This window comes from Streptomyces sp. XM4193, assembly GCF_023072595.1.
Lineage (GTDB): Bacteria > Actinomycetota > Actinomycetes > Streptomycetales > Streptomycetaceae > Streptomyces.
In genome coordinates this window covers 276,458-302,618 of record NZ_JALLGK010000001.1, presented here as the reverse complement: position 1 = coordinate 302,618, position 26,161 = coordinate 276,458, and the positions used below count along the sequence as shown (strand labels likewise).

At 71.5% G+C, this 26,161-nt stretch carries 19 protein-coding genes, 1 pseudogene and 1 riboswitch; of the genes and pseudogenes, 10 read left to right on the top strand and 10 right to left on the bottom strand.

Features of this window, described 5'->3' with window-relative positions; all coding sequences use genetic code 11:
* Nucleotides 1-18 precede the first annotated feature (18 nt).
* Nucleotides 19-1,548: a cytochrome ubiquinol oxidase subunit I gene (locus MTQ01_RS01250; RefSeq protein ID WP_247486417.1), complete on the bottom strand. Its 1,530-nt coding sequence runs from the start codon at nt 1,546-1,548 to the stop codon at nt 19-21.
* A gap of 419 nt (nt 1,549-1,967) precedes the next feature.
* Nucleotides 1,968-3,065 carry a histidinol-phosphate transaminase gene (gene hisC, locus MTQ01_RS01245; RefSeq protein WP_247486416.1) on the bottom strand — a complete coding sequence of 366 codons (1,098 nt, stop codon included), beginning with the start codon at nt 3,063-3,065 and terminating at the stop codon, nt 1,968-1,970.
* A gap of 494 nt (nt 3,066-3,559) precedes the next feature.
* On the opposite strand from hisC, the gene MTQ01_RS01240 reads away from it, so the two are divergent.
* The 3 genes from MTQ01_RS01240 to MTQ01_RS01230 all read left to right on the top strand — a co-directional run bounded on the left by MTQ01_RS01240 (nt 3,560) and on the right by MTQ01_RS01230 (nt 8,159).
* Nucleotides 3,560-4,708 carry a LacI family DNA-binding transcriptional regulator gene (locus MTQ01_RS01240; RefSeq protein ID WP_247486415.1) on the top strand — a complete coding sequence of 383 codons (1,149 nt, stop codon included), beginning with the start codon at nt 3,560-3,562 and terminating at the stop codon, nt 4,706-4,708.
* A 552-nt stretch (nt 4,709-5,260) separates the two neighbouring features.
* Nucleotides 5,261-6,343, top strand: a complete 1,083-nt coding sequence (locus tag MTQ01_RS01235) for a metallophosphoesterase (RefSeq protein WP_308294343.1) — start codon at nt 5,261-5,263, stop codon at nt 6,341-6,343.
* 256 nt (nt 6,344-6,599) lie between these two features.
* Entirely contained in the window at nt 6,600-8,159 is a 1,560-nt protein-coding gene (locus tag MTQ01_RS01230) for a hypothetical protein (protein ID WP_247486413.1), read from the top strand.
* A 357-nt stretch (nt 8,160-8,516) separates the two neighbouring features.
* Here MTQ01_RS01230 and MTQ01_RS01225 read toward each other — a convergent pair whose 3' ends face one another.
* Nucleotides 8,517-9,014 carry a hypothetical protein gene (locus MTQ01_RS01225; RefSeq protein WP_247486412.1) on the bottom strand — a complete coding sequence of 166 codons (498 nt, stop codon included), beginning with the start codon at nt 9,012-9,014 and terminating at the stop codon, nt 8,517-8,519.
* Nucleotides 9,015-9,352: 338 nt separating this feature from the next.
* Here MTQ01_RS01225 and MTQ01_RS01220 point away from each other — a divergent pair.
* A pseudogene (locus tag MTQ01_RS01220) lies at nt 9,353-9,739 on the top strand (hypothetical protein); the annotation flags it as partial.
* 187 nt (nt 9,740-9,926) lie between these two features.
* Here the strand turns inward: MTQ01_RS01220 and thiC are convergent.
* A complete protein-coding gene (gene thiC, locus MTQ01_RS01215; RefSeq protein WP_247486410.1) occupies nt 9,927-11,738 on the bottom strand; it encodes a phosphomethylpyrimidine synthase ThiC in 1,812 nt (603 codons plus the stop codon).
* A riboswitch (TPP riboswitch) is annotated at nt 11,731-11,866 on the bottom strand. Its footprint overlaps the gene before it by 8 nt.
* On the opposite strand from thiC, the gene MTQ01_RS01210 reads away from it, so the two are divergent.
* Entirely contained in the window at nt 11,866-13,539 is a 1,674-nt protein-coding gene (locus MTQ01_RS01210; RefSeq protein ID WP_374207564.1) for a YibE/F family protein, read from the top strand. (Overlaps the previous riboswitch by 1 nt.)
* A 163-nt stretch (nt 13,540-13,702) precedes the next feature.
* Here the strand turns inward: MTQ01_RS01210 and MTQ01_RS01205 are convergent, their stop codons facing one another.
* The 3 genes from MTQ01_RS01205 to MTQ01_RS01195 all read right to left on the bottom strand — a co-directional run bounded on the left by MTQ01_RS01205 (nt 13,703) and on the right by MTQ01_RS01195 (nt 15,185).
* Nucleotides 13,703-14,125, bottom strand: a complete 423-nt coding sequence (locus MTQ01_RS01205; RefSeq protein ID WP_211039689.1) for an SsgA family sporulation/cell division regulator — start codon at nt 14,123-14,125, stop codon at nt 13,703-13,705.
* 174 nt (nt 14,126-14,299) lie between these two features.
* The gene (locus MTQ01_RS01200) at nt 14,300-14,512 is read right to left on the bottom strand and encodes a DUF5326 family protein (RefSeq protein ID WP_211039690.1); all 213 of its coding nucleotides are present in this window, start codon (nt 14,510-14,512) and stop codon (nt 14,300-14,302) included.
* 358 nt (nt 14,513-14,870) lie between these two features.
* The gene (locus MTQ01_RS01195; RefSeq protein WP_247486409.1) at nt 14,871-15,185 is read right to left on the bottom strand and encodes a cupin domain-containing protein; all 315 of its coding nucleotides are present in this window, start codon (nt 15,183-15,185) and stop codon (nt 14,871-14,873) included.
* A 51-nt stretch (nt 15,186-15,236) separates the two neighbouring features.
* On the opposite strand from MTQ01_RS01195, the gene MTQ01_RS01190 reads away from it, so the two are divergent.
* From MTQ01_RS01190 to MTQ01_RS01175, 4 genes are all read left to right on the top strand, one after another.
* Nucleotides 15,237-15,614, top strand: coding sequence for a phage holin family protein (locus tag MTQ01_RS01190; RefSeq protein ID WP_247486408.1), 378 nt, complete (start codon nt 15,237-15,239; stop codon nt 15,612-15,614).
* A gap of 66 nt (nt 15,615-15,680) precedes the next feature.
* A complete protein-coding gene (locus MTQ01_RS01185) occupies nt 15,681-16,334 on the top strand; it encodes a low molecular weight protein-tyrosine-phosphatase (protein WP_247486407.1) in 654 nt (217 codons plus the stop codon).
* Complete coding sequence (locus MTQ01_RS01180) at nt 16,331-17,527, top strand: cystathionine gamma-lyase (RefSeq protein WP_247486406.1); 1,197 nt, start codon at nt 16,331-16,333, stop codon at nt 17,525-17,527. Before MTQ01_RS01185 ends, MTQ01_RS01180 begins: the two co-directional genes overlap by 4 nt.
* 191 nt (nt 17,528-17,718) lie before the next feature.
* Nucleotides 17,719-18,231 carry an NUDIX domain-containing protein gene (locus MTQ01_RS01175; RefSeq protein ID WP_247486405.1) on the top strand — a complete coding sequence of 171 codons (513 nt, stop codon included), beginning with the start codon at nt 17,719-17,721 and terminating at the stop codon, nt 18,229-18,231.
* Nucleotides 18,232-18,368: 137 nt separating this feature from the next.
* Here the strand turns inward: MTQ01_RS01175 and MTQ01_RS25060 are convergent, their stop codons facing one another.
* Together MTQ01_RS25060 and MTQ01_RS01165 are read right to left on the bottom strand one after the other, a co-directional pair.
* Nucleotides 18,369-20,948: a pyridoxamine 5'-phosphate oxidase family protein gene (locus MTQ01_RS25060; protein ID WP_308294342.1), complete on the bottom strand. Its 2,580-nt coding sequence runs from the start codon at nt 20,946-20,948 to the stop codon at nt 18,369-18,371.
* 15 nt (nt 20,949-20,963) lie between these two features.
* Nucleotides 20,964-22,337, bottom strand: coding sequence for a globin domain-containing protein (locus MTQ01_RS01165; protein WP_247486404.1), 1,374 nt, complete (start codon nt 22,335-22,337; stop codon nt 20,964-20,966).
* Nucleotides 22,338-22,750: 413 nt separating this feature from the next.
* On the opposite strand from MTQ01_RS01165, the gene MTQ01_RS01160 reads away from it, so the two are divergent.
* The gene (locus MTQ01_RS01160) at nt 22,751-23,206 is read left to right on the top strand and encodes a GNAT family N-acetyltransferase (RefSeq protein WP_247486403.1); all 456 of its coding nucleotides are present in this window, start codon (nt 22,751-22,753) and stop codon (nt 23,204-23,206) included.
* Nucleotides 23,207-23,471: 265 nt separating this feature from the next.
* Here the strand turns inward: MTQ01_RS01160 and MTQ01_RS01155 are convergent, their stop codons facing one another.
* Nucleotides 23,472-26,129, bottom strand: coding sequence for a transglycosylase domain-containing protein (locus tag MTQ01_RS01155; RefSeq protein ID WP_247486402.1), 2,658 nt, complete (start codon nt 26,127-26,129; stop codon nt 23,472-23,474).
* Between the last annotated feature and the right edge of the window lie 32 nt (nt 26,130-26,161).

The window sequence follows — 26,161 nt, the reverse complement described above, 5'->3', positions numbered from 1 at the left end:
TGGGCGCCGCGGCGGGGGTCAGTAGGAGAACGCCATGGGCCGCTCCTGCTGTTCGGGATCGTGAGGGTCCCCGCCGATCCGCTTGGGCGGGTTCAGATCCGCCTCCGTGAGCTCCGGCGGCCCGGCCTTGGCGTACTTCAGCAGCAGCTTGATCTCCACGACGGCCAGCACCCCGTAGAGCAGCGTGTAGATCGCCATCGAGGTGATCACCTCGCCCTGTGAGACGCCGGGGGAGACCGCCGAGGAGGTGGGCAGCACCCCGTACACCACCCAGGGCTGACGGCCCATCTCGGTGAAGATCCAGCCCCAGGAGCTGGCGATCAGCGGAAAGCCGATGGTCAGGACGGCGAGCCGCCAGTACCAGCGCTCCAGCCGGCTGCCCAGCGTCCGGCCGCGGGTGAGCGCGAGCCGGGGCACCTCGTCCTCGCCGGTGCGCAGTTCGGGTGCGAGCAGGAATCTGCGCCGGGTCAGCCACAGTCCGAGCAGCCCGACACCGAGCGAGGCCATGCCGAAGCCGATCATCCAGCGGAAGCCCCAGTAGGTGACGGCGATGTTCGGCCGGAAGTCGTCGATGCCGAACTTCTCGCCGTACTTCTCCTTCAGCTCCTCGTTGGTGTCGTTGATGCCGGGGACGGCCTCGTAGAAGTTGTCGTGGGCGAGGAAGGAGAGTATTCCGGGCAGTTCGACGGCGACCGTGTTGTGTCCCTTGTCGACGTCCCCGATCGCGAACAGCGAGAACGGCGCGGGCGCCTCGGTGTCCCACAGCGCCTCGGCGGCGGCCATCTTCATCGGCTGCTGGTCGTACATGATCTTGCCCAGCCGGTCGCCGCTGGCGGCGACGAGCAGCCCGGAGACCACCAGCGTCACCAGGCCCACCCGCAGCGAACTGCGCATCACCGGGACGTGGTTGCCGCGCATCAGATGCCAGGCCGCGATGCCGACCATGAAGGCGCCGCCGGCCAGGAAGGCCGCGGCGATGGTGTGGAAGAACTGCGCCACCGCGGTGTTCTGGGTCAGTACGGCGACGATGTCGGTCAGCTCGGCGCGCCCGCTCTCCTCGTCGATCCGGTAGCCGACCGGATGCTGCATCCAGGAGTTGGCGGCCAGGATGAAGTACGCGGACAGGATGGTGCCGATCGCGACCATCCAGATGCAGGCGAGGTGGATCCGCTGCGGCAGCCGGTCCCAGCCGAAGATCCACAGCCCGATGAAGGTCGACTCGAAGAAGAAGGCGATCAGCGCCTCGAAGGCGAGCGGCGCCCCGAAGACGTCACCGACGAAGCGCGAGTAGTCGGACCAGTTCATGCCGAACTGGAACTCCTGCAGGATGCCGGTGACCACGCCCAGCGCGATGTTGATCAGGAAGAGCTTCCCCCAGAACTTCGTCGCTCTGAGGTACTTCTCCTTGCCCGTCCGCACCCAGGCGGTCTGGAGGCCGGCGGTGAGCGAGGCCAGCGAGATCGTGAGCGGCACGAAGAGGAAGTGGTAGACGGTCGTGATGCCGAACTGCCATCGCGCCAGGGTCTCCGGTGCCAGTGCGAGGTCCACGTCGCGTTCTCCTTCCGGATGCGCGGGTCCGTCGCCGGGCCCTTCGACATAGAGGATCTTCTTCCGCGAATACGGAGGAAGCCACCGCGCTTGTGAATGTGAATGCATTCACAAGACCCATTATGGCGCACCCTGCAACGATCTCCGAAGGAGGGTCGGTCCCGGGGCGAAAGCCCAGCTCGGAGCCGGTGCCCGAGCCCGCCGACCGGGGTCGGGAGCGCGTCGCGGGGACGGGTTGCGGAGGTGCGGGGACGCACGGACACGTGCGGGGACGGACACGTGCGGGGACGCGCGCCCGGACGCACGTACGGGCGGTACGGCTGTCGTGCCCGTACCGCCCGTACCGCCCTGTACCGCCCGTCTCGCTCGTGCGGCTCTTCCGGCTGCCCCGCGGTCCGTGCCGTCCGCGGCGGTGGCCGCTACCGGCCGGCCCGGAACTCCGCCGCGGCCTTGAGGAAGATGTCGTTCGCCTCGCGCTCCCCGATCGTCACCCGCAGGCCCTCGCCCGGGAACGGCCGCAGGACGACGCCGGCGCGGTCCGCGGCCTCCGCGAACTCCACCGTGCGCTCGCCCAGCCGCAGCCAGACGAAGTTGGCCTGCGAGTCCGGCACGGTCCAGCCCTGTGCGGCCAACTCGGCCTGCACCCTGGTGCGTTCGGCGACCAGTCCGTCGACCCGCTCCAGCAGTGCGGCCTCGCTGCGCAGCGAGGCGACGGCGGCGTTCTGTGCGATCTGGCTGACGCCGAAGGGCACCGCGGTCTTGCGCAGCGCCGCGGCCACCGGCTCGTGCGCCACCGCGAAACCGACCCGCAGACCGGCCAGGCCGTACGCCTTGGAGAAGGTGCGCAGCACGCAGACGTTCGGCCGGTCGCGGTAGAGCTCGATGCCGTCCGGCACCTCCTCGTCGCGGACGAACTCCCGGTACGCCTCGTCGAGCACGACCAGCACCTCGGCGGGCACCCGGTCCAGGAAGCGCTCCAGTTCCGCACGGCGGATCGAGGCGCCGGTCGGGTTGTTGGGGTTGCAGACGAAGATCAGGCGGGTACGGTCGGTGATCGCGGCGGCCATCGCGTCGAGGTCGTGCTCCTCGCCCGCGGTGAGCGGCACCTTGACCGAGGTGGCGCCGGAGATCTGGGTGATGATCGGGTACGCCTCGAAGGAGCGCCAGGCGTAGATCACCTCGTCGCCGGGGCCCGCCGTGGCCTGGAGCAACTGCTGGGCGACGCCCACCGATCCGGTGCCGGTCGCCAGATGGGCCACCGGGACGTCGAAGCGCCGCGAAAGCTCCTCGAAGAGCTCGGTGCAGGCCATGTCCGGGTAGCGGTTGAAGCTCGCCGCCGCCGCGACCGCCGACTCCAGCACACCGGGCAGCGGAGGGTGCGGGTTCTCGTTGGAGGAGAGCTTGTAGCCGACGGGCCCGTCCTCGCCCGCGTTCGCCGGCCTGCCGGGCCGGTACGTCGGCACGCCGTCGAGCGCCGCACGCAGCCTGGGCGTCGTGTCCGTCTTCTGGTCGGCCATCCCCATCCTCCTTGACAAGGCGTGCGGCGTGGGCGGCGTCCCCGCCTCCGCACCCGGTGCGCCGTCGTCCGACGTCGTTCGCAGTCGATTCCTATCCACCATAAAAGGAATAGCCGCGGCGGCGTACCCGTGCGGAGCACTCATCCCGGCGCCCGCCGGCCCGGCCGGGTGCGGCGACGGTGCCGCGGCGCGGCGACGCGGCGGAAAACATGTACGGACAACGCAAGTCCTCCGCACGGCGCACGCCGTCGAGCGCGCGCCGGTAGCGCAATCCCTGGCGCTCGTCACCCGTGAAGGTGAGTTGAGACCTGTTCGCAACCTGCAGAGAACACGGGGAGCGAGGCCCAGAAGGACCGCTCAAATTATCTGTTGGATCGTCAACTGACGTATTTTCCAAGGCAGTTCATCGTTTATGATCTTGCAGAATCGTGACTTCCGACCCTCCGTCGAGCGCTCCCGTCAACGTTCGGAGTCAGCTCTACTATCAGCACGCCATGACAGCAGCAGGGAAGCACCAGGTGAGCCGTTCCAGCGGCCGTCGGCTGGGGCGAGCCGGGATCCGAGACGTCGCCGCAGCCGCCGGCGTCTCCATCACTACGGTCTCCGACGCCCTCAACGGCAAGGGCAGACTGCCCGACGCCACGAGACGGCACGTCCGCGAAGTCGCCGACCGACTCGGCTACCGACCCTCCGCCGCCGCCCGGACACTGCGCACCGGCAAGTCCGGCCTCATCGGGCTGACGGTGACCACCTACGGCGAAGAGCCCTTCAGCTTCACCGAGTTCGCCTACTTCGCCGACATGGTCAGGGCCGCCACCTCCACCGCGCTCGCCCGCGGCTACGCGCTGGTGATCCTTCCCGCACCCGCGCGCCAGCGCACCGTCGACGTCTGGTCCAACGTCGCTCTGGACGGCACCGTCGTCATCGACCCGGCCGACCACGACCCGGTCGTCACCGAGCTGGTCCAGCAGGGCATCCCGGTCGTCTCCGACGGCCGGCCGGCCGGTTCGCTGCCCGTCACCGCCTGGGTCGACAACGACCACGAGGCGGCCGTCACCCATCTGTTGGACCATCTCGCCGAGTCCGGCGCCCGCCGCATCGGGCTGCTCACCGGCACCAGCACCGACAGCTACACCCGGCTCTCCACCACCGCCTATCTGCGCTGGTGCGAGCGGGTCGGCCAGGACCCGGTCTACGAGGCCTACCCCGCGCACGACCCCCGCCAGAGCGCGGTCGCCGCCGACCGCCTGCTCGCCAGACCGGACCGGCCCGACGCGGTGTACGGGCTCTTCGACCCCAACGGCACGGACCTGCTGGCCGCCGCCCGCCGCTACGGCCTGCGCGTGCCCGAGGATCTGCTGCTGGTGTGCTGCAGCGAGTCGACCGTCTACGCCGCGACCGAACCGCCCATCACCACGCTCTCGCTCAAGCCCGGACGCATCGGGACCACCGTCGTGCAGCTGCTCATCGACGCGATCGAGGGCGAGGGCTCGGGCCCCTCCGCCGAGGCCGGCGACAGCGCGGCGACGGGCGACCCGCGGCAGCAGATCATGCCCACCGACCTGATCGTGCGGACCAGTTCGCAGCGCCGGACCAGGCGTACCACCGTCAGCGCGCCGAGGGCCCCGTCCGGCGATGACTGACCGGTCCGGGCACCCCGGGGACGGCTTGCCCGACCGGCGGAGGGCGTTGTTCCGCCACCGTGCACGCCCCTCGCACAAACGGAGAATTCAGGAGGAATTCACGCTCCCGGGTCGCACCCGCTTCAATTGCCACCCCCTGGTGCGTCACAACTCCCGGCCCTCGTTCCTATGATGGGCGGACAGCATCCGCGTCGGACGCGGTCGACAGGACGTACCCAGGGTGCACAGCGGCGGAAAACGGTGGAGGGGTCGATGACTCAGGGGGCCGGTCAGGGACCCGATGTGTGGCAGCAGGTACCCGCGAGCGCCGCCCCGGGGGCTCCAGCCGGAGTGCCCGGAGGCCCGGTCGTCGCCGCGGCTGCCGCAGCCGTTCCGCAGCGGTCCGCGCCCGCGCCGCTCACAGCGGTACGGCTCGCGCCCGTCCCACCGGCGCCCGCGCCCGTCCAGCCGGCAGCTGTTCCGGGCCCCGTGCCCGTGACACCGCCCGTTGCGGCAACCTCCCCCGTGGCGGCGCCGGTTGCCGCCGTCCCGCCCGTCGCCGCCGTTGCGCCCGTGCCCGTGCGGGCGAGCGCGCCGGGGCCGGTCGCGCCGGGGGCTCCCGCGCAGCCGCCGCACCTGCCGCCGCCCGCGCCGGACGAACCACCGCTGCCGGACGACGGATACACCCCGACCGAGCGCAACCTCCCCGTCATCGGCCGGGATTCCGCCCCCGCGCCCACTCCCACGCTCGTCGACACCCCGCTGCCCGCCTCCGCCGTCTCGGCCGAGGGGCAGAGCAGCGCCCCCGGCCCGCTCTACGTCGTGGGCGACGTCCACGGCTACCTCGACGAGCTGCGGCAGGCGCTGCGCGAAGCCGGTCTGACCGACGCGGAGGACCACTGGGCGGCCGGCAAGGCGCGGCTGTGGTTCCTCGGGGACTTCACCGACCGCGGGCCCGACGGCATCGGCGTCATCGACCTGGTGATGCAGCTCTCCGCCGAGGCGGCGGCGGTCGGCGGCTACTGCAAGGCGCTGCTCGGCAATCACGAGCTGCTGCTGCTCGGAGCCCGGCGCTTCGCGGACACCCCCATCAACTCCGGTGCAGGCACGGCCTCCTTCCAGGCCGCCTGGCTGCTCAACGGCGGCCAGCGCACCGACATGGAGCGGCTGCAGGAGCACCACATCCGCTGGATGTCCCGGCTCGACGCGATGGCACTCGCCGACGAGCACCTGCTGATCCACTCCGACTGCTCGGCCTACCTCGACTACGGCGACACCATCGAGGAAGTCAACGACGTGATCACGGAGGCGCTGGACCAGCGCGACCCGGACATCACCTGGGACCTGTTCCGCAAGTTCACCAAGCGCTTCGCCTTTCGCGACGAGGAAGGACCCCGCGCGGTCCAGGAGTTGCTCGCCACCTACGGCGGCGCACGGATCGTGCACGGGCACAGCCCGATCCCGTACCTGCTCGGCGAGACCGCCACCGAGGAGGCGGAGAAGGACGAGGAGGGCGCCGTACAGGTCCACGGACCGTACGTCTACGCCGACGGACTCGCGATCGCCATGGACGGCGGCGTCACAATGGCCGGAAAACTACTCATCGCGGAACTCCCTCTGCACGAACTCTCCACAGGTGTTGAGGAAACCGCTTGACCTGGCCATACAGTGGGCAAGCCACTTACGGGGAGTCGTCCGCACACGCCTTCACGGCGTGAGCAATTTCGACGACACCCTGTCACCCCGTGCGCGAAGCGATCTAACATCAGTCCAGCCGCCCGCGCGCTGCGCCACAGCCCACTGCCACAGCCGCCCGGCCCACCACCCCTGAGGTCGGGGGCACGACACCCGACCCCACCGATTCCGGAGCCGACCCGCGCCCCGGTCCTACGGAGCATCGGGGGATGCACACATGAACAGCGCTCCGCACCTGCGCCTTGAGGACCGCCCCGAGTTCGAGCGAGTGCTCGACGAGGCGCTCCGCACCATGGCCAGGGCCGAAACCGAAACCGCGCCGCCGCTCGCCACAGCCGATCTGCGCACGCTCGCGGTCGCCGACGCCGACGCCATCGCGGCCCACGCCTCCGAGGAGTACGGCGAGTTCGTCCGCGTGCGCGAGCGGCTGCGTCAGCCCGCCGGCACGGCCGCGCCGCCCTCCGGCACCTCTCCCGGCGGCGCCTCCTCCGACCGCACCGACCCGTCCGGCAGCGCCGGCGGCAGCCCGCCCGGGCCGGCCGACAGCCCCGCGGACAGCTCCGGCGCCGGTGCCTTCGTGGTGCTCTCCCTGCTGCTGCCCGTGCTCTCCGGCTCGGCCGCGGTCATCTTCCTGCTCGTCGGCTACGCACTGGGCGTGGTCTCTCCCGAACCGGCGCTCGCCGTGGCGATGCGCAACGTCGGCTGGGTCTTCGCCGTGATCACCGTCGCGACCGGGCTGGTCGGCGCCGTCAGTCTGCTGCTGTCCGCCTCCAGAAACGCACCAACCGCCAGACGGGGGTCGGATTCCGGACGGAATGACGGCCCGTCCGACGAGATCACCGTCGCCCGCGCGGCCTGGCGGCACGCACTGCTCCAGCGCGGCATCCTGCCTTTCCTCCGGGACGCCCAGGAGCGCGCCGCACAGGGCCAGGAGGGGTACCGCACCCCCGGGCCCCGGCTTGCCGAGGACGACCACCGCACCCCCCGACTCGGCTACTCCGGCCCCGACTTCTCCGCGCACAAGGCCGGTGCGGCGCAGGAGAGCACCGTCGAACGCAACCGCTTCTCCAGCCCCAAATACGGGAGTTCACGCTTCTCCAGCCCCAAGTACTCGACGGACGGCCCGACTTCGGGCGAGTACGAGGGTGCGGATTCCGGCGAGGGCTCGGACTCCGGCTCGAAGAGCTCCGGGGGCCGCTTCTACAGCCCGAGCTACCAGAGCGGGTCCACGGACAGCCCCGCGGAGGGCCGCAAGTTCTCCAGCCCCGGCTTCAAATCCGGCTCCACGGACAGCCCCGCGGAAGGGCGCAGATTCTCCAGCCCCAAGTACCAGAGCGGGTCCACGGACAGCCCCGCGGAAGGGCGCAGGTTCTCCAGCCCCAAGTACCAGAGCGGCTCCACCGACAGCCCTGCGGAGGGCCGCAAGTTCTCCAGCCCCGGCTTCAAATCCGGCTCCACCGACAACACCGCCGAAGGCCGCAAGTTCTCCAGCCCCAAGTACCAGAGCGGCTCCACCGACAGCCCCGCGGAAGGCCGCAAGTTCTCCAGCCCCGGCTTCAAGTCCGGTGCCACCGACAACACCGCCGAAGGCCGCAAGTTCTCCAGCCCCAAGTACCAGAGCGGCTCCACCGACAGCCCCGCGGAAGGCCGCAAGTTCTCCAGCCCCGGCTTCAAGTCCGGTGCCACGGGCCGCGACCGCGCCGAGGACACCCGGGACCAGCGGGACGACGAGGACCCGGGCCCGGTGCCCGACGGCGACGACGCCCGCTCGCGCTGACCCACGGCGGGCAGGCACTCGCGCCGGGCCGGGCGGAGCACGGCGTGTGATCGGCGCGCGGGCCGCGTACGCGCCTCCCCGCGACGGAGGGCGACACAGACGGACCGACCCCGCCGCGTACGGAGTCGTACGTCTGCATACCTCTGCGGTCCTCCGCAGTCGTCCCCGTACGAAGCCGTACGTCTGCGGTCCTCTCCGTACGGAGTCGTCCGAAGCCGTACGAAGCCCGTACGAAGCCGTACGGCCGCGTACGGAGTCGGGCGTACCCCGCGGGCTGTGCGCCGCTGCCGCTGCAGGGAGGGGCGCTCCGGAGCGGGCGGGACGGGGCGGGGCAGCGGTGCTGTGTCGCAACCGCGGTCAGTCGACGGGGAGTGCGGTACCGCAGCGGGTGCAGAAGCGCGCGGTGCGCTCGGCGGCCAGGCGCCCGCATTCCGGGCACACCTGCTGGAGCAGGCAGGCCGCCTCGCCGCCCTCCTCCACCCGGTCACCGGACGGCCGCCCGATGCTCATCCCGGGTCGGCGCCGGTGGACGGTGAAGTACGCCAGCCCTTCGCTCCCGGCGGCCAGGGAGCGTTCCGTACCGCGCGCCAGCCAGGCGACCGCGCCGGGGGTCAGCGGCTGCTCGCCAGCGACGGTGGTGAGCCGGCCCCCGCCCTCGAACACGACGAGCAGAACGTCCAGGTCGGGTTCGGTGTGCGCGGTGACCTCCGCACCGGCGGGCAGCCGGATCAGGTTGGCGTCCAACTGCCGTTGCCGCACCGCGAGATTCCACAGGGCCCCGCCCTGTTCCTCCGCTGTCTCGGCCAGCAGATCGCTCGCCCCGGTCAACACCCCGTACTGCGGCGGGTTCTGCACGATCCGCCCCTCCCCGTGCTCGCGGTCCTCTGTCCCTCTGGGTATCAAATTCCGTGCGCACGGGAGACGTGGACCCGCCTCTTCGGCAGGTTCGTGACATCTGCCGCGCCCGCCTCCTCCGCACGCGTCGCGGCGGCTCCGGTGCGGGATCTTCGTGCGTCACAGATCCTGGGCGGACGGAGCGCAGCACCGACTCTGTGCGCAGGCTGCTCGCGCCGCCGCGTTCGTACGCGTCCTCGCAGGCGCCGTTCGCGTCTGCGCAGGCGCCGTTCGCGTCTCCGCAGGCGCCGTTCGCGTCTCCGCAGGCGCCCCTTGGACCACAACCGCCGGAGGACTCGGTGTCACACCCGCGACCGCTTGCCCCCGAGGAGAAACTCGCCGACGCGAAGAGGCAGTTGGGCCTGCCGCGGATCGTGGTGATCTGTGGCTCCACCCGTTGCATGGCCGAGATGGGCGAGGCCGACCTGCGGGAGACCGCAGCCGGAAGGATCGTCGTCAGGCCGGGCTGCGATCTGAAGTCGCCGCACGGCCTCTGGTCCGATCCTGCCGAGGCCGAGGCGCTGAAACCCCGACTCGACGATCTGCACCGGTCGAAGATCCGGCTCGCTGACGAGGCGCTCGTGGTCGGCGACTACATCGGGGACAGCACCCGGGCCGAGATCGCCTACGCGCGGTCGCTGGGCAAGCCCGTACGGTTCACACATCCCGAAGTCGACCCCGATGCCCGACCCGGCCCACCGGCCGACCGTCACGCGGGCCCACCGCCCGACCGTCACGCGGGGGCTCCGGCCGACCGCGGGCACTCGTGAGACGCGGTGCGGCGCTCCCGCGTCGGGGGAACGGTCCGCCTCTCGACGAGCGCTGACCGACGGCACCCCGCGAAGTGCCGTCGATCAGCCTCGTCCGTGCAGGTCAGTCAGCCATCGGAAGGTAGACGCGGTTGCCGGAGGCGGCGAACTCCTTCGACTTCTGCGCCATCCCGGCCTCGATCTCCGCCGCCCCCATGTCCGTTCCGTGGTCGCGGCGGATCTCGTGCGAGATCTTCATCGAGCAGAACTTCGGCCCGCACATGGAGCAGAAGTGCGCCGTCTTCGCCGGCTCGGCGGGCAGCGTCTCGTCGTGGAACTCCCGCGCCGTGTCCGGGTCGAGGGCCAGGTTGAACTGGTCCTCCCAGCGGAACTCGAATCTCGCGTCGGAGAGCGCGTCGTCCCAACTCCGGGCGCCCGGATGGCCCTTGGCCACATCGGCCGCGTGCGCGGCGATCCGGTACGTGATCACACCGGTCTTGACGTCGTCCCGGTTCGGCAGGCCCAGATGCTCCTTGGGCGTGACGTAGCAGAGCATCGCCGTGCCCCACCAGCCGATCATCGCCGCACCGATCCCCGAGGTGATGTGGTCGTAGCCGGGTGCGATGTCGGTGGTCAACGGGCCGAGCGTGTAGAACGGCGCCTCGTCGCAGATCTCCTGCTGGAGGTCGATGTTCTCCTTGATCAGATGCATCGGGACGTGCCCGGGCCCTTCGACCATGGTCTGTACCTCGTGTTGCCGCGCGATCCGGGTCAGCTCACCGAGCGTCCTCAACTCGGCGAACTGCGCCTCGTCGTTGGCGTCCGCGACGGAGCCGGGCCGCAGGCCGTCGCCGAGCGAGAAGGTGACGTCGTAGCTGCGCAGGATCTCGCAGAGCTCCTCGAAGTGGGTGTAGAGGAAGCTCTCCCGGTGGTGCGCCAGACACCAGGCGGCCATGATCGAGCCGCCGCGCGAGACGATCCCGGTCCGGCGGTTCGCGGTCAGCGGCACGTGGCGCAGCAGTACGCCCGCGTGGACGGTCATGTAGTCCACGCCCTGCTCGCACTGCTCGATCACGGTGTCCCGGTAGACCTCCCAGTTCAGCTCCTCGGCCCGGCCCTCGACCTTCTCCAGCGCCTGGTAGAGCGGCACGGTGCCGATCGGCACCGGGGAGTTGCGCAGGATCCACTCGCGGGTGGTGTGGATGTTGCGGCCGGTGGAGAGGTCCATGACGGTGTCCGCACCCCAGCGGGTCGCCCAGGTCATCTTCTCCACCTCCTCCTCGATGGAGGAGGTGACCGCCGAGTTGCCGATGTTGGCGTTGACCTTCACCAGGAACTTCCGGCCGATGATCATCGGCTCGATCTCCGGGTGGTTGATGTTGGCCGGCAGCACCGCCCGGCCGCGCGCGATCTCCTCGCGCACCGTCTCCGGCTCCAGGCCCTCCCGCAGCGCGACGTACTCCATCTCCGGAGTGACCTCGCCCCGCAGCGCGTACCCGAGTTGGGTCACCGCACGGCGGCTCCCGTCGGCGGCGGTACGGGCGCGGCGCGGCAGTCGCGGACGGCCTGGAAAGACCGCGTCCAGATTGCGCAGGCCGCCGCGCGGGCTGGTGTGCTTGACGCCGTCGTCCTCGGGCCGGACCTCCCGGCCCGGGTACTCCTCGGTGTCGCCGCGGGCGACGATCCAGTTCTCCCGCAGCGGGGCGAGCCCTCGGCGCACGTCGGTGTCGATGGCGGGATCGGTGTGCGCGCCCGAAGTGTCGTACAGCGTCACGTCCTTGCCGTTGGTCAGGTGCACCCGGCGGACCGGAACCCGGATGTCGGGACGCGAACCGCTCAGATAGCCCTTGTGCCAGCCGATCTGTGTCGGCTCCCCGGCCGCCGGGCTCTCGTCCTCGCCCGGCCCCTCGGGCATGCGTGATTCCTGCATGGTCATGAGACCCACTCCCTACGCCGGCATTACCCGGTAACAGGTTCGGCGGTCGACGCAGCTGTGCCCGTACTCGCTCGTACGGAGGTCAGCGCCCTCTCAGCCCCGTGCTCGGAGCTCCCGCGATGTGCAAATGCACCCTCACGCTAGCGGTTCGACTTCCCACCCCGCCAGGGGGCCTTGCGATGATCTGACCGTGAACCAGTCCCACAGCGAGCACGACGGTGACCGCCCCGGCCAGTGGCCCGGCGACGAGAACTCAGGTCAGGGCGGTGGTGCCGCCTGGGGACCCAGACCCCCGAAGCGCCGGAGGACGGCACCCGGGGGCGGCTCCGGACACGGCGCCGACGGGCCCGGCGACCCGACCGCGCACGCACACGCCCACGGACACGCCCACGGGCACGGGCACGGGCCGGCCGCGCCCGTCTCCCGCCATCTGCGGAAGGTCATCGCGGCCGTGTTGATCCCGTTCGCCGCCGCGGTGCTCGCCGGACTGGTCCTGATGTGGCCGGGCGGCACCCCCGGCAGCGACGGCGGACGCAGCGGCGTCGGTTTCGACCGGCAGATGGAGCAGGCCAGGGTCGTACAGGTCCAGGAGGTCGACTGCGGGGACGTCAACGCCGAGGGCAGGCAGGAGGGCGACACCTCCGCGAAGGGCATGTGCCAGCAGGCGACGATCAAGGTCACCTCGGGACCGCACGAGGGGCGGGAGTTCACCGAGGTCATCACGCCGGACGACACCCGCAGGCTCTCCACCGGCCAGGACGTGGTGGTCGCCCACGCGCCGCAGGCACCCGAGGAGCTGCAGTACAGCGTCATCGACGTGGACCGCGACTTCCCGATGGTGCTGCTCGCGATCATCTTCGCGCTGGTGGTGGTCGGCGTCGGACGGCTGCGCGGTCTGCTGGCGCTCGTCGGTCTGGTGATCACCTTCGGAGTGCTGACCCTCTTCATCCTGCCGGGCATCCTCCAGGGCTCGAACCCGCTGGTGGTGGCCGTCATCGGCGGCAGCCTGATCATGCTCGTCACCCTCTACCTCTGCCACGGACTGACCGCCAGAACCTCGGTGGCGGTGCTGGGCACCCTCATCTCGCTGGTGCTGATCGGGCTGCTCGGCTCGCTCTTCATCGGCTGGGCGAACCTCTCCGGCAACACCGACGACCAGACCGCGCTCGTCCACAGCCTCTACCCCGACATCGAGATCCGCGGTCTCCTGCTCGCGAGTGTGCTGATCGGTTCACTCGGCGTGCTCGACGATGTGACGGTCACCCAGACCTCGGCGGTCTGGGAGCTCAAGGCCGCCGATCCGTCGGCGAGTTGGCGGCAGGTGTACCGCTCGGCCATGCGCATCGGCCGCGACCACATCGCCTCGGTCGTCAACACCCTCGTACTGGCCTACGCGGGTGCGGCGATGCCGCTGCTGCTGCTCTTCTCCATCGCCAAGGCGGACACCGCGACCGTGGCGACGAGCGAGCTGGTGGCGGAGGAGATCGTACGGACACTGGTCGGCTCGATCGGCCTGGTCGCCTCCGTACCGGTCACCACGGTCCTGGCCGCGCTGGTAGTCTCGGCCGGCTTCGGCAAGGACGGCGAACCGCCGATCCGTCCGACCGGCGGCGACGGGGCCGACGGCACCGGCGGCGGACACTCCGGCGACGCATGGGGCGACGGCCCGGCCGGCGACGGCGCCGGCGGCGGTGCGGGCGGCGGCAACGGGGCGGCGGGCGCGGGGAGTTCGAGCGGCCCGGCGTCGGTGCGCGGCGGGCTCGGCGGCGGCAGCGGACGCCGCAGACGCGCCAAACGCTGACCCAGCGGCCCGCGGCCCGCGGCGGGCAGGCGGACAGGCGGGCAGACGGGCAGACGGGCAGACGGGCAGTCCGCTCGTCGCGGCACCGCCGGCGAACGCGGGAACGACGACGGGCGGTGCGGCCCGGGTGACTTCACCCGGGCCGCACCGCCCCGCTGAACCGTTACGGCATGCGCCCGCCGGCCAGAATCCTGTCCAGTTCGGCGTCGATGTCCTGCTGCGCCTCCTCGTGCCCGAGCGGCACCAGGCGGTCCGTACGGTCGAGGAACGCCACCAGCGGCGGCGCACTCACGCGGAAGACCGCGCGCTCCGAACCGGCGAACAGCTGGATGTGCAGATCCGCCAGCCGCTCGGCGCAGACCGGAGCGATGTGCACATCGCCCTCGCCCGAGGGATGGCTGATTCCGTCGACCAGCAGCTCCCGTCCGAACACCCAGCTCACCGGGGCGTCGCCCGGCAGGCAGAAGGTGAAGCGCACGGCGTACGGATCCTCTGTCTCGTAGACGAGATCGACCGGGATGAGGAAGGCGAGCTCCTCTGAGGCCAGGAAGCTCATCATGACCTGAGCCCGGACCGTGTCACCCATTGCGCTGCCCCCGATTTCTCGTACTCGGCCGTGATCGGTAGCTGTGGAACTCAGGTGAATCGTCTACGAAGATCCACAAACCCCACAATCCCGGATGCTTCAAAGTCACCCGTTTGACAACGGTGTTGGCACCGCTGGGGGCACGGCCGGCAGGTTCGAGGGCTCAGTCGGTCCTTACCAGCTGCTGCTGGAGGAGGACGAGGTGAACTTGCGTACGAGGAAGACGAGTCCGGCGACGATCGCGGCGAAGAGCAGCACCTTGAAGAGCAGGGCGATCACCGTCGTCAGAATCCAGGTCACCACCTTGAAGACGAGGAGCGCGACGACGATGATCGCGACCCACTTCACCCACGAGGGGAGTCCGGCGAAGGTTCCTGTCGAGCTCATGGTGTCCTGCCTCCTGTTGCCGTGTGGCACGGCTCCTGGTGTTGCCTCTTGACTGCGTCGGCCGGGCGCCGTTCGCCTTGCCTTCTCGGCCGTCGGTTCGACGGCCGGCCGCTGTGTCGCTGTGTCTTCGATGCTAAGCGGCCCACCGGGGCAGACGGGAGGGCCCGCTGCCCCGGTCCTCCCCTGAACCGACCCTGAGGCGCCCCTGAGTTCGGCGCTCCGACCCAGGCGTGACCCCGTCCGGCCGCCGGGCCCGCCCGACAGCAGCAGGGTCAGCAGGACGCCGGAGTCGACCGGGCACCCGACTCAGCACGGGCGCCCGGCTCAGCAGGGTTTCGGGATCAGCCGGGCGTCGGCATCAGCCGGGCGGGGAGAAGACCACCAGGACCCGCAGGTCCTCACTGATGTGGTGGAAGCGGTGCGGCTGTCCGGCCGGCACGTAGACCACGCTCCCCCGCGCCACCGGGGTGGACTCCTCGCCGACGGTGATCACCGCCCGACCGCTGACGACGAAGTACACCTCGTCCTGGTCGTGCGGCTTCTGGGTGTCCTGCTCGGTGCGGTCCAGCGCGTAGAGCCCGACCGACATGTTCCGTTCCCGCAGAAACTGCAGGTACGCACCGTCGTTGGCGAGGCGCTCGGCCTCCAGTTCCTCCAGGCGAAACGCCTTCACCGGCGCCTCCCCCCTGCCCAGCACACGCCCGACTCTGAAACGATCTGCTGCATGAAGAGCTTCCTTCTCAAGACAATCGCCAACGCCGTCGCGCTAGCGGTGGCCGTGTGGCTGCTGGCCGACATCACCGTCTCCGGCGACACCTCCGGAGAGCGGACCATCACCCTCGTGCTGGTCGCGCTGATCTTCGGTGTCGTCAACGTCGTGGTCAAGCCCGTCGCCAAAGTGCTGTCCTTCCCTGTGCTCGTCCTCACACTGGGCCTCTTCGCCCTGGTGATCAACGCCCTGATGCTGCTGCTGACCTCCTGGCTGGCGGACAAGCTCGACGTCGGCTTCCACGTGGAGGGATTCGGCACCGCGCTGCTCGGCGGACTGATCGTCTCCATCGTGTCCTGGGGCATGGAGATGGTGCTGCCCGACGGCAAGTGAGACGGCGCCCGCTGCGGGCGCACCACCGGGCGGCGTGCTCGTCGGCGCATCGCCGATGATGGGTGCATGGACGCATCGACCCCCCGTACCGACCGACCGGAACCCGCGTATCACGTCTGCTTCGTGTGCACGGGCAACATCTGCCGCTCGCCCCTCGCCGAGTCCGTCTTCCGCGCAAAGCTCGCGGAGGACGGGCTCGCGGACGAGGTCCGCGTTTCCAGCGCAGGCACCGGCGGTTGGCACACCGGCAGCGTCGCCGACCACCGGACCGTGGAAGTGCTGGAAGAGGCAGGCTACGAGTCCGCGCACAGCGCACAGCAGTTTCAGGCCGAGTGGTTCGACGGGCTCGATCTGGTGATCGCCCTCGACCTCGGCCACGAGCGGGACCTCAAGAAGCTCGCCCCCACCGCCGCCGACGCGGCGAAGGTGCGGCTGCTGCGCTCCTACGACCCGAAGAGCGCGAACTCGCCGGAGGTCGCGGACCCGTACTACGGGACGCGCGCGGACTTCGACACGGTGCTGGAGCAGGTCGAGGCAGCCGTCCCTGGTCTCCTCCGGGCCGTGCGCGAGGACCTCGCGGGCCGCCGCGCCGCCGCCGGCACCTCCCCGGAGCCGGACCGCGCGCCGGGCGGGGAGCCGGGAGCGGACGAGGACCCGGAGCCGGGCGCGGACGAGCGTCCGGGCGGGGCCGACGCCGGACGGATGGAGGCCGCACGATGAGCGGACCCGCCGAGGACGCCCCGCAGCCGGCAACAGGAACCCCTCGACCCACGGCCTTCGAGGAGCAGCCCACCGGCGAGGGCACCCGCGCCGTGCACGCCGGGCTGCCGGAGAGCGAGCCGTACGCCCCACCTGTGCCGGGCCCCGTGCTGACCTCCCACTTCCATCTGCCCGGCGACCCCGCCGACGCTCCCTACACGTACGGGCGCGACGGCAATCCGACCTGGACCGCGCTGGAACGCGCGATCGGCGAGCTGGAGGCCCCCGGGCAGGACGTCGAGGTGTTCGCCTTCTCCTCCGGGATGGCGGCGATCTCCGCGGTGCTGCTCTCCCGGGTGCGCCCCGGGGACACCGCGGTGCTGCCGGACGACGGGTACAACCTGCTCGGCCCGCTCGGCGAGCAGCTGACCGCACAGGGCGCCCACGTACGGCGGGTGCCGACGCACGGCCCCGAACTGCTCGCGGCCGTCGAGGGCGCCGCCCTGGTGTGGCTGGAGACCCCGTCCAACCCCGGTCTGGACGTGTGCGATCTGCGGGAGGTCGTCGAGGCGGCCCACCGCGCGGGCGCGCTCGTCGCGGTGGACAACACCCTGGCCACCCCGCTCGGCCAGCGACCGCTGGAGCTGGGCGCCGACTACTCGGTGGCCAGCGGCACCAAGGCGCTCAACGGGCACGGGGACGTGCTTCTGGGCTATGTCGCCTGCCGGGGCGAGGAGTTGGCCGCGCCGGTGCGACGCTGGCGGAAGCTCGTCGGAGCCGTGCCCGGCCCCGTGGAGACGTGGCTTGCGCACCGCAGCCTGGCGACGCTGCACCTGAGGGTCGCCAGACAGCAGGAGAACGCCCTCGCCCTCGCGCGGGAGCTCCGCGACTGGCCGGAGGTGAGCGCCGTGCGCTACCCCGGACTGCCCGAGGACCCCTCGCACGAGGTGGCGGCACGGCAGATGCGGCGCTACGGCTGCGTGGTCTCCTTCACCCTCCCCGATCTCGGCTTCGCGGAACGGCTGTTGGGCGCGGCGCGCATCGTGGAGAACGCCACCAGCTTCGGCGGTGTGCGCACCACCGCCGAGCGGCGCGGACGCTGGGGCGGCGACGACGTGCCCGAGGGGTTCGTCCGGCTCTCGGCGGGTGTGGAGGACGCGGCCGATCTGATCGCCGACCTGCGGCAGGCCAGGGACCGCGCCCGGGAGGGCTGAGCGCAAGCGGGAGCCGGGCCTGGGGCCCGGGAGCCGGAGCCCGGAAGGGCGTCGGCGGGATCGTGGCGGGTCGTCGGAGGCGGGTCGTACGGGTGGCGGGCGCGCCGGCGGGGTGCGGTTGCGAACGCTCGGGGCCGGGTTCGGGCGGCAGAAAGGTTTCGACACCGCCGGGGCGCGGCAGATTTCCAGGCATGGCGGCTGAACGTCCCGTGGTCAAACGCACTGCTCGCGCGATCCTGCTCGACGGCGACGAGCTCCTGCTGATCAAGCGCACCAAGCCCGACCGACCGCCGTACTGGATCACTCCGGGCGGCGGCGTGGAGCCCGGCGACGAGAGCGTGGTCGCCGCGCTGCACCGCGAGGTGGACGAGGAGCTCGGCGCCAAGGTCGTCGACGTGGTGCCGGCCTTCGTCGACACCGTGCCCTACTCGCTCGCCGACGACGGAGAACCGGCCGACGGCCGACCGCTGCCGGCCGACGCCGTGAAGGTGCAGCACTTCTTCGTGTGCCGACTGGAGTCGATGGACACCTCGCGGCGCCACGGCCCCGAGGTCGACGAACCGCGCGGCGCCTACGAGATCGTCCGCATCCCGTTCACCCGCGAGGGCATCGCCTCGGTCGACGTCGTGCCCCCGACGCTCAGCGCGCATCTGCGCCGCAACATCGAGGGCGTACGCGCCCTGTTCGCCGACGACCTCGGCTGAGCGACGGCGCCCGGCGCCGGGCGGCAGGACCGGAGCCGGGCGGCGGCAGTGGTTCGGGCTTCGTGCCGGGCTTCGTACCGGTGCCGCGTGCCGAGGGGCGTGAACGAGCCCGGCGGGCCGGGCGGTTGGCAGTCGTCCTAGCAGTCGGTGCGGGCGAACCAGCCCTCGAACTCGGCGTCGGCGCTCAGCTCCTCGCCGCCTCCGTCGACCGGGTCCGGCTGCTGCGCGTCGCGCACGGTCCCCGGCCCGCGGGCCTCGGCCTCGGCGAGCACCCGCTGTGCCTCCTCCCGCCAGTCCAACACCGGCTGCGGCGGCATCAGTTCGCGGTTGCGGGCGACGGCGGCCGACTCGTCGACGTGCGCCGCCCGCTCCCGACGGCCGGGCAGCGCGGGCAGCGCCTCCGACGAGCGGGAGGGCGCGGGCAGCTCCTGCCCGGCCGACCGGACGGGCAGGGCAGGCCGGTCCGAGGGCGCCTGCCAGGCGGTGTGGTCCTGCCACACGGAAGGCACCGGGGCGGGAGCGTGCTGCTCCCTCGGCACCGGCAGGGCCGACGGACCGGAGTGCGGCTGCGGTTCGTCCCCGGCCGGTTCCTCGCGGCCGAAGGGCCGGTCGCCGCCGGTGGGCAGCGGCAGCGGGGGAAGCGCGGGCAGGCCGGCGGGCGGCTCCTGCGGACCCCGGACCCGGAGGTCCCCGAGTCCGCCGCCGGACGTCCGACCGGACCCCGGACCGTTCGACGGCCGGTGCTCACGCTGTGAGTTCGGCGTCTCGTGCTCCCACGGGCGGTCCGGCGCCCGGTGCTCACGAGCCGCGCTCGGCGGCTCGTGCGGTCCGGACCGCGGCCCGGACCCGGCAAGCGGTTCCGCCGCTTCGGCGGACGCCGGCCGACGCGAGGGCGCGGAGGGCTCGGCCGGCGGCAACTTCCCCGCGTACGACGGGGGTTCGGCCGGAGGCGACTGCTGCTCCCGAACGGACGGGGGTGCGGCGGCGGGCATCGGCGGCGCGAGCGGAGCCCGCGGCGGCACCGGCGGAGCCGCCGCCTCCGCGGACCGCCCGGACCGCCCGGGCTGCTCGGACCGCCCGGGCTGCTCGCCGCCGTACCGACCGTCGGTCGACCCGGTGCGGGTACGGGAGTTCGGCGAGGTGTCGGCGTCGGCGCTCCGTCCGGCGGCGGGCTGCTCGGCCGGCGGCGGGGGAACGCGGGGCGTCCCGGTGGCGCCGGTCCACTCGCGGCGCCGTACGCGTGCGGCGTTCTCGCCGAACGAGCCGGCCGGGCTCCCGCCGCGGTCGTCCGGCCATCCGCCCGCGAACGGCGGCGCCGGCGGGACGGCGGAGGACGGCGCCGAGGGGAACGCGCGCACCGGACGGGACACGGGCGCCGGCGGGAAGCCGGGCGCCGGCGGGTTCGAGGCCGACGGGCCGGAGGCGGCCGACGACGGAGCGGCGGCCCATGCGTTCGAACCGGCTTCCTCCGCCCGCCCGGTGTCGGCCTCGGGCCGATGCGCGGCCCGGCACCCGGACGCGGCACGGTGCGCGGGCTCCGACGAGGACGCGGGCCAGAGCGAGGACGCGGGCTCCGACGAGGACGCGGGCCGGGGCGCGGAGGCGTACGCGGGCTCGGCCTCGGGCTCGGTCCCGTGGGCTCGTGCGGCGTCCGGTTCGGGCTCGGTGGCCGCCGCGGGCACCGGTGCCCGCGATCCGGCCGACTCGGGCGCCCGCTCGGACACCGCAGCGGGCCCGCCCGCGGACACCGGAGCGGACTCGCGCTCGGGCTCCGCGGCGAACTCGCGCTCGGACTGCTCCGCTGCGGCGGCGGCCGTGCGGTCGCGGCTCACACCGAAGAAGTCGCCGCCCTTGCGTCCGGAGTCGTCGGTGCCCCAGTCCCTCGGGGTGCCCTTCGGTGCCTTCTGCAACTGCGGTATGTGCTTGGCGCAGTGGATGTACGCCTCTTCCACGGTGACCTGCACCCACAGCTCGGCGCGCCGCCCGGGGACGGTCTCCACCGGCAGGTCCGGCTGCTGCTCGCGCAGTTCGGCGTCCGGTACGACCCGGGCCTTGCCGTTGATGTGCAGCCCGATCCGGGCGCGGAAGAAGTCGACCAGAATGATGCCCAGATGCGGGTTTTCCTCGATGTTTCCGAGGCTCGCGTGAACGCCGTTCCCGCGGTACTCGGGGAACACGAGTGTCTTTTTGTCGAGCACCCGCAGAAAGCCGGGCGGCCCGGCACGGAAAGTGTTGTCGCATTCGCCGGCCGCGTCGGCCGTGGCCAGGAAGAACATCTCCTGCTCGGCGACGAACTCCCGCATGTTCGCGTTGAGATGGTCGAGCATCTGGGTGTCGTAGAAGCGGTCCGCCCGCTTGGTCGACCCAAGCCGTCGCTGCACCTCGTGCTCGCCGTCGCTGCCCGGCCGCTGTCGGGGCTCCTCGACGGGCTCCCGCACGGTTTCGGCCCCGTCGCGCGCTCGGGGGGCGGTCCCGCCCGCCCCGGACTGCGCCGTGTGCGCCCCGGCCGTCGTCGGGTCGTACGCCCAGCTCGGCCGCCTCGGGGACGGCTCCGGGTACGGCCCCGGGTACGGGCCGATCAGCGGATCGGTGAGCGGGTCGGGCAGCGGATCGGTCAGCGGATCGCTGGGCGTACCTGCTCCCGACGCCTGGTGCCGCGCCGGGAGCGGCCAGGCGGCCGGCCCCGAAGTGTCTTCCGGATGACGGTCGTCAGCCACGTCGTCTACCACTTCTCAATCTCCCGCGAAGGCCAGTTCGTCGAGTGCGTCGTGCCGTATCCGCTCCTGCGGGATGCCGACGTCGCGCAGGGCGTCGATTCCGCTGCGGATCATGCCGGGTGGGCCCGAGACGTAGCCGTCGTGCCCGCTCCAGTGCCCCGAACCGCGGATCACGTCCGGCACCTGGCCGGTCAGCACGCTCGCACGGACCGGGCAGCCGTCGCCGACCACGGGGTGCACGGAGAGCCAGGAGTGCTCGGACTCCAACTGCCGCATGGTGTCCAGGTCGTAGAGCTCGTGGGCGCTGCGCGCGCCGTAGAAGACGTCGAACAGCCGGCGCCTGCCGTACTCGGCGACTTCCTCGATCATCGCCTTGATCGGGGCGATGCCGGTCCCGCCGCCGAGGCAGAGCAGCCCGTTGTCGCTGTGGTGGTTGACGGTCATGGTGCCCGCGGGCCCGCCCAGCCGCACCACGTCGCCCGGCTGCGCCCGGTTGACCAGCGCGCCCGAGACCCAGCCGGCGGGGACTGCCTTGACGTGCAGCGTGATCAGCCCGTCCGAGCGCGGTGCGCCCGCGAAGGAGTAGTGCCGCCAGACCCTGGGCCACCAGGGCGTCTCCACGCTGGTGTACTGGCCCGCGCGGAAGGCGTACGGCTGGTCGGTCCGCAGCGTGATGACCGCGGTGTCCGACCTCCGCCGCTCGTGCGCCACGACCTCGGCCTGCCAACTGGCGGGCGCGCGCTGCTCGTCCACCGCCGCGGCGTCGATCATGATCTGCGAGATCAGCGTGTACGCCTTGACCCAGGCGGTCTCGGCCGCGGGCGACCAGGTGAAGTGCGCGAACCGCTCCAGCGCGCCGAGCAGGCACTCGCCGAGCGACGGGTAGTACTCCGCCCTCGTGCCGTACTTGCGGTGGCCGCGGCCGAGGCCGGAGAGGTAGGAGGTCAGCACGGCCGGGTTGCCGGCGTGGCGGGCCGTGGTCAGCAACGCCCGGAAGAGCCGGTCGCGTTGGGTGTCCATGGCGGCCGGGAAGAGGTCGCGCAGCTGGGGGTTGCGGAGGAAGAGCAGGGAGTAGAAGTGGCTGGTGACCGCGTCGGCGACCGGTTCGATCTCGGCCAGCGTCTGCTGGATCAGGTCGATCTCGGCCGCGCTCGGCACAGCGACGGGCGGCAGCGGTACGGCCTCGACGCCGTCGGCGGGGTGCGGTTCGGGCGTGGCGGTGAGCGGACGCTCCCGAGTTCGGCCTGAATCCGGCGTTTGAGCGGCGGGTGCGGATCGCGCGGCTCCCGAGCCCGCGGGAGAGGGACGGGCGGAGGCGGCGAACCAGCCACCCTCGTCACCGCTGCTGCCCCGCGTCGGTATGTCGTGATCCTCCGACATCGTGGTCATGCGCTGCCCTCGCCCCTTACATATGCGACCGGTTCTGCACACAGGAGTGACGAAAGTGTGTGCGGTAATTCCCAATCTCTTCTCAGCTGGGGTGCTGCGCATTTGTCCGGGCAGGGACGGCTGCTCTTCTCAAAATGCGCGGCACGATGCGTCGTCGACCATACCGCCAGCAGAACCGCACACAAGTGCCGCAGGAAGAAATCTCCACGAAGCCGGAATCAGCCAGTCCGTGCTGCGGTACGGTAACCCACCACATCCCGAGGAAAGTTCACAAGAGCGACAGAAGCGGGCAAGAGCCGCAAGCGTCCCCTCGACTCCTCCCCGACAGCCGCACGTACGGCGAACGTCCGCACGATTCCCCGTCACCACTACTGCCGTGAGCGCGCCGACGACGGCGACCTAGGGTTTCGGACATGAGCGACTTCATCTTCCGTCGAGCGACGGAACAGGACATCGAGGCCATAGTGGCGATGCTCGCCGACGATCCGCTGGGCGCCACCCGCGAGAGCCCGGACGAACTCGGCCCGTACCGTACGGCGTTCGCGGCGATCGACGCCGACCCCCAGCAGCTGCTGGCGGTGGCCGAGCGCGACGGCCGGGTGGTCGGCACCATGCAGCTGACCTTCGTACCCGGCCTCTCCCGCAAGGGCCTCACCCGCGCCCTGATCGAGGGCGTCCGGGTGCACAGCGACGAGCGCGGGTCCGGCCTCGGCACCGAGCTGACCAACTGGGCGGTGGACCAGGCCCGTTCGCGCGGATGCTCGCTGGTGCAGCTCACCTCGGACAAGGCCCGGGTGGACGCGCACCGTTTCTACGAGCGACTCGGCTTCGAGGCAACCCATCTGGGCTTCAAACTCCCCCTGGACTAGGAGGCGTCGCCTCTCGCGCAGCAGCGCACCGCCGCCCACCGGAGCACCGGCGGCCGGACAGGGGCCGGTCAGCAGACGCGGAGGGGCAACAGGCAGGCAACGAGCAGCAGAGGCCGGGGCCGCAGACGACCGGGCCGGCAGCTACAGCGGCCGCAGCGGGACGACGGCGGGCCGGGCGGGTGTTCTGCACACCCGCCCGGCCCGCCGTCGTCAACAGGTCGCGCTCCGGGCCGCTCGGGACACCGCCCCGCGCGGCCACTCGCGGCTAGTCGTCCTGGCCCCGCAACCCTCCGAAGATCGAGCCGCCGCGTTGGCCGCCGTTGGAGGCCCCGACATCGGCACCACCGTCCTGACCGCCGTCCTGGCCGCCGTCCTGACCGCCGTCCGGCCCCTCGTTGGTGCCGCCGGCGTCCTCCTCGTCGCAGTCCGGGTCCCAGGGCAGACAGGGAGTCGAGGGGTCGCTGGGCGACGGACTGTTGCTCGGTTCGCTCGGATCGTCCGAGGGCTCCGGCTCCGACTCGGTCGGGTCGGGCGTCGGGTCCGGGGTCGGATCGGGCGTCGGGCTCGGGGACGGTACGCCTTCGCTGTCCTCGACGTTGTCGATCGGGGTCGGTTGCGGGAACTCCTCCGCCTCCTTGCCCTTGAGCGCCGCCGTCATGTACTCCGTCCACACCTCGGTGGGCAGGGCACCACCGTTGATCGCCTCGAAGCCGCCGACGCCGCGCATGGAGAGCGGGGTGCCGTCCTTGGGATCGGAGCGGAACATCGCGACGGAGGTGGAGAGCTGCGGCGTGTAACCGACCCACCAGGCCGACTCGTTGCGGTCGGTGGTGCCGGTCTTGCCGGCGGCCGGCCGGCCCAGCGCCCTGGCCGCCTTGCCCGAGCCCTCCTCGCCCTCGATGACGTCCTTGAGCACGTCGGTGACGGTGTCCGCGACGTTGGAGTCGATGGCGCTGCGCTTGGTCGGCTTGTCGAAGCCCTCCAGCTCCTCGCTCTCGCTGACCACCCGGGTGACCGAGTACGGCTCGGTCTGGGTGCCGGAAGCGGCGAAGGTCGCGTACGCGTCGGCCATCCGGATCGCGCTCGGGGTCGAAGTGCCCAGCGCGAAGGAGGGGTTGAGGTGCGGGTTGGTGCTCTCCTTCTTGATGCCGGCGGCCATCGCGGTGTCTCTGACCTCCGCCATGCCGGCGTCCATGCCGAGCTGGACGAAGGGGGTGTTGGCCGAGACCTCCATGGCCTTGCGCAGCGTGATCGGTCCCCAGTCCTTGTCGTTCATGTTGACCTGGCGGAACTTCTCGTTCTTGCTGTCGAGGTACTCCGAGCCGTCCTGGTTCTTGATGGTGATCTTGTTGTCGCCGTTGTACTTGCTCTCCGGCGAGATCCCCTGGCCCTGACTCTTGGCGGTGCCGTTCTCCATCGCCGCCGCCAGCACGAACGGCTTCCAGGTCGAACCGACCGGTACACCGAGGGTGTTGGCGTTGTTGGCGTAGTGGCCCTTGTCGAAGCCCTCACCGCCGTAGACGGCGATGATTCTGCCGTCCCCCGGCACCACCGAGGCGGCACCGAACTGGACGTGCTTGTCCACGTCCCGCTTGTCGGTGTCCAGGTTCTCCTTGCGGACCCGCTTGACCGACTTCTCCAGCTGCCCGACCTTCTTCTTGTCGAAGGTCGTGTAGATCTTGTAACCGCCGCGGTCGAAGCGCTCCTTGGTGATGTTGGTCTTGTTGAGCACCTCGGCGCGGGCGATGTCCATGAGGTAGCCGACCTGGCCGACCTTGCCGCTCTGGTCCTGCCGCTGCTGCGGCTCGGGGAACTCGGTGTACTTCGCCCGCTCGGACTTGGTCATCGCGCCGGTCTCGACCTGACGGTCCAGCACCCACTTCCAACGGGCCACCGCACGCTTGCGGTTCTCCTTGGCCGAGCTGTTGGGCCCGACGCCGCCGTGCGGGTCGTAGAGGTCGGCGCCCTTGAGCACGGTGGTCAGCAGCGCCGACTCGTCCGGCTTCAGGTCCACCGCGTCCTTGCCGTAGTACGCCTGGGCCGCGGCCTGGATGCCGTAGGCGTGGCGACCGTAGTAGCTGGTGTTGAGATAGCCCTGGAGGATCTCGTCCTTGCTCAGCTCGGTGCCGGCCTTGATGGAGATGAACAGCTCGCTCACCTTGCGGCTGATCGTCTGCTCCTGGCTCAGCATGGAGTTCTTGACGAACTGCTGGGTGATCGTCGAACCGCCCTGGGTCTCCTTGCCCCTGGCCATGTTGAACACGGCGCGGGCGATGCCCTTGGGGTCGATGCCCGGGTCGTCGTAGAACGTCTGGTTCTCGGCGGCGATCACGGCGCTCTGCATCGACTTCGGGATCTCACCGATCTCGACGTTCTGCCGGTTCGTCTCGCCCTCACGACCCAGGATCTGGTCGTTCGCCCAGTAGTAGACGTTGTTCTGGGCCTTGGCCGCCTCGGTCTCGTCGGGGACGTCGACCCAGGCGTAACCGATGCCCGCGGCACCGAGCAGCAGTGCGACGAAGCCGACGCACATGGCCATGACCTGCTTCCAGGACGGCAGCCAGCGCCGCACCCCCGACTTGCCCGCCCGCGGGTAGTCGATCAGACGCTTGCGACCGGAAGCGGCCGGCGGCTCGGCCCTGCGGCCACGGCGCCCACCGGCCGCGGCAGTTGATGCGGAAGCGCTCTCGGCGCTCTCGGCCCCGCGACGACGACCGCGCTGCGCGGCTCTGCGCGCCTCGGCTCTGCCGCCGGCGGGGCGCCCCTCCGGCGCCGCACCGTACGAACTGGTGGTGGCGCCCCGGGGCGGTTGCCCGCCAGGGGGTGGTGTCCCGCCCTGGGACGGTGTCGCCCGCCTGCCGCCGGACGGCGGCTGCGCGGCACGACGACCGCGCTGCGGCGGTTTGCGACGGTGCTCGCTCATGGGAAAAGCTACTCCTCGGTCAGGCACCCACG

Excerpts from the sequence above, each read along its gene's own strand:
- hisC (WP_247486416.1), bottom strand. The coding sequence starts at position 3,065 with ATGGCCGACCAGAAGACGGACACGACGCCCAGGCTGCGTGCGGCGCTC.
- MTQ01_RS01240 (WP_247486415.1), top strand. The coding sequence starts at position 3,560 with ATGACAGCAGCAGGGAAGCACCAGGTGAGCCGTTCCAGCGGCCGTCGG.
- MTQ01_RS01230 (WP_247486413.1), top strand. The coding sequence starts at position 6,600 with ATGAACAGCGCTCCGCACCTGCGCCTTGAGGACCGCCCCGAGTTCGAG.
- thiC (WP_247486410.1), bottom strand. The coding sequence starts at position 11,738 with ATGACCATGCAGGAATCACGCATGCCCGAGGGGCCGGGCGAGGACGAG.
- MTQ01_RS01210 (WP_374207564.1), top strand. The coding sequence starts at position 11,866 with ATGCACCCTCACGCTAGCGGTTCGACTTCCCACCCCGCCAGGGGGCCT.
- MTQ01_RS01205 (WP_211039689.1), bottom strand. The coding sequence starts at position 14,125 with ATGGGTGACACGGTCCGGGCTCAGGTCATGATGAGCTTCCTGGCCTCA.
- MTQ01_RS01200 (WP_211039690.1), bottom strand. The coding sequence starts at position 14,512 with ATGAGCTCGACAGGAACCTTCGCCGGACTCCCCTCGTGGGTGAAGTGG.
- MTQ01_RS01190 (WP_247486408.1), top strand. The coding sequence starts at position 15,237 with ATGAAGAGCTTCCTTCTCAAGACAATCGCCAACGCCGTCGCGCTAGCG.
- MTQ01_RS01185 (WP_247486407.1), top strand. The coding sequence starts at position 15,681 with ATGGACGCATCGACCCCCCGTACCGACCGACCGGAACCCGCGTATCAC.
- MTQ01_RS01180 (WP_247486406.1), top strand. The coding sequence starts at position 16,331 with ATGAGCGGACCCGCCGAGGACGCCCCGCAGCCGGCAACAGGAACCCCT.
- MTQ01_RS01175 (WP_247486405.1), top strand. The coding sequence starts at position 17,719 with ATGGCGGCTGAACGTCCCGTGGTCAAACGCACTGCTCGCGCGATCCTG.
- MTQ01_RS01165 (WP_247486404.1), bottom strand. The coding sequence starts at position 22,337 with ATGACCACGATGTCGGAGGATCACGACATACCGACGCGGGGCAGCAGC.
- MTQ01_RS01160 (WP_247486403.1), top strand. The coding sequence starts at position 22,751 with ATGAGCGACTTCATCTTCCGTCGAGCGACGGAACAGGACATCGAGGCC.
- MTQ01_RS01155 (WP_247486402.1), bottom strand. The coding sequence starts at position 26,129 with ATGAGCGAGCACCGTCGCAAACCGCCGCAGCGCGGTCGTCGTGCCGCG.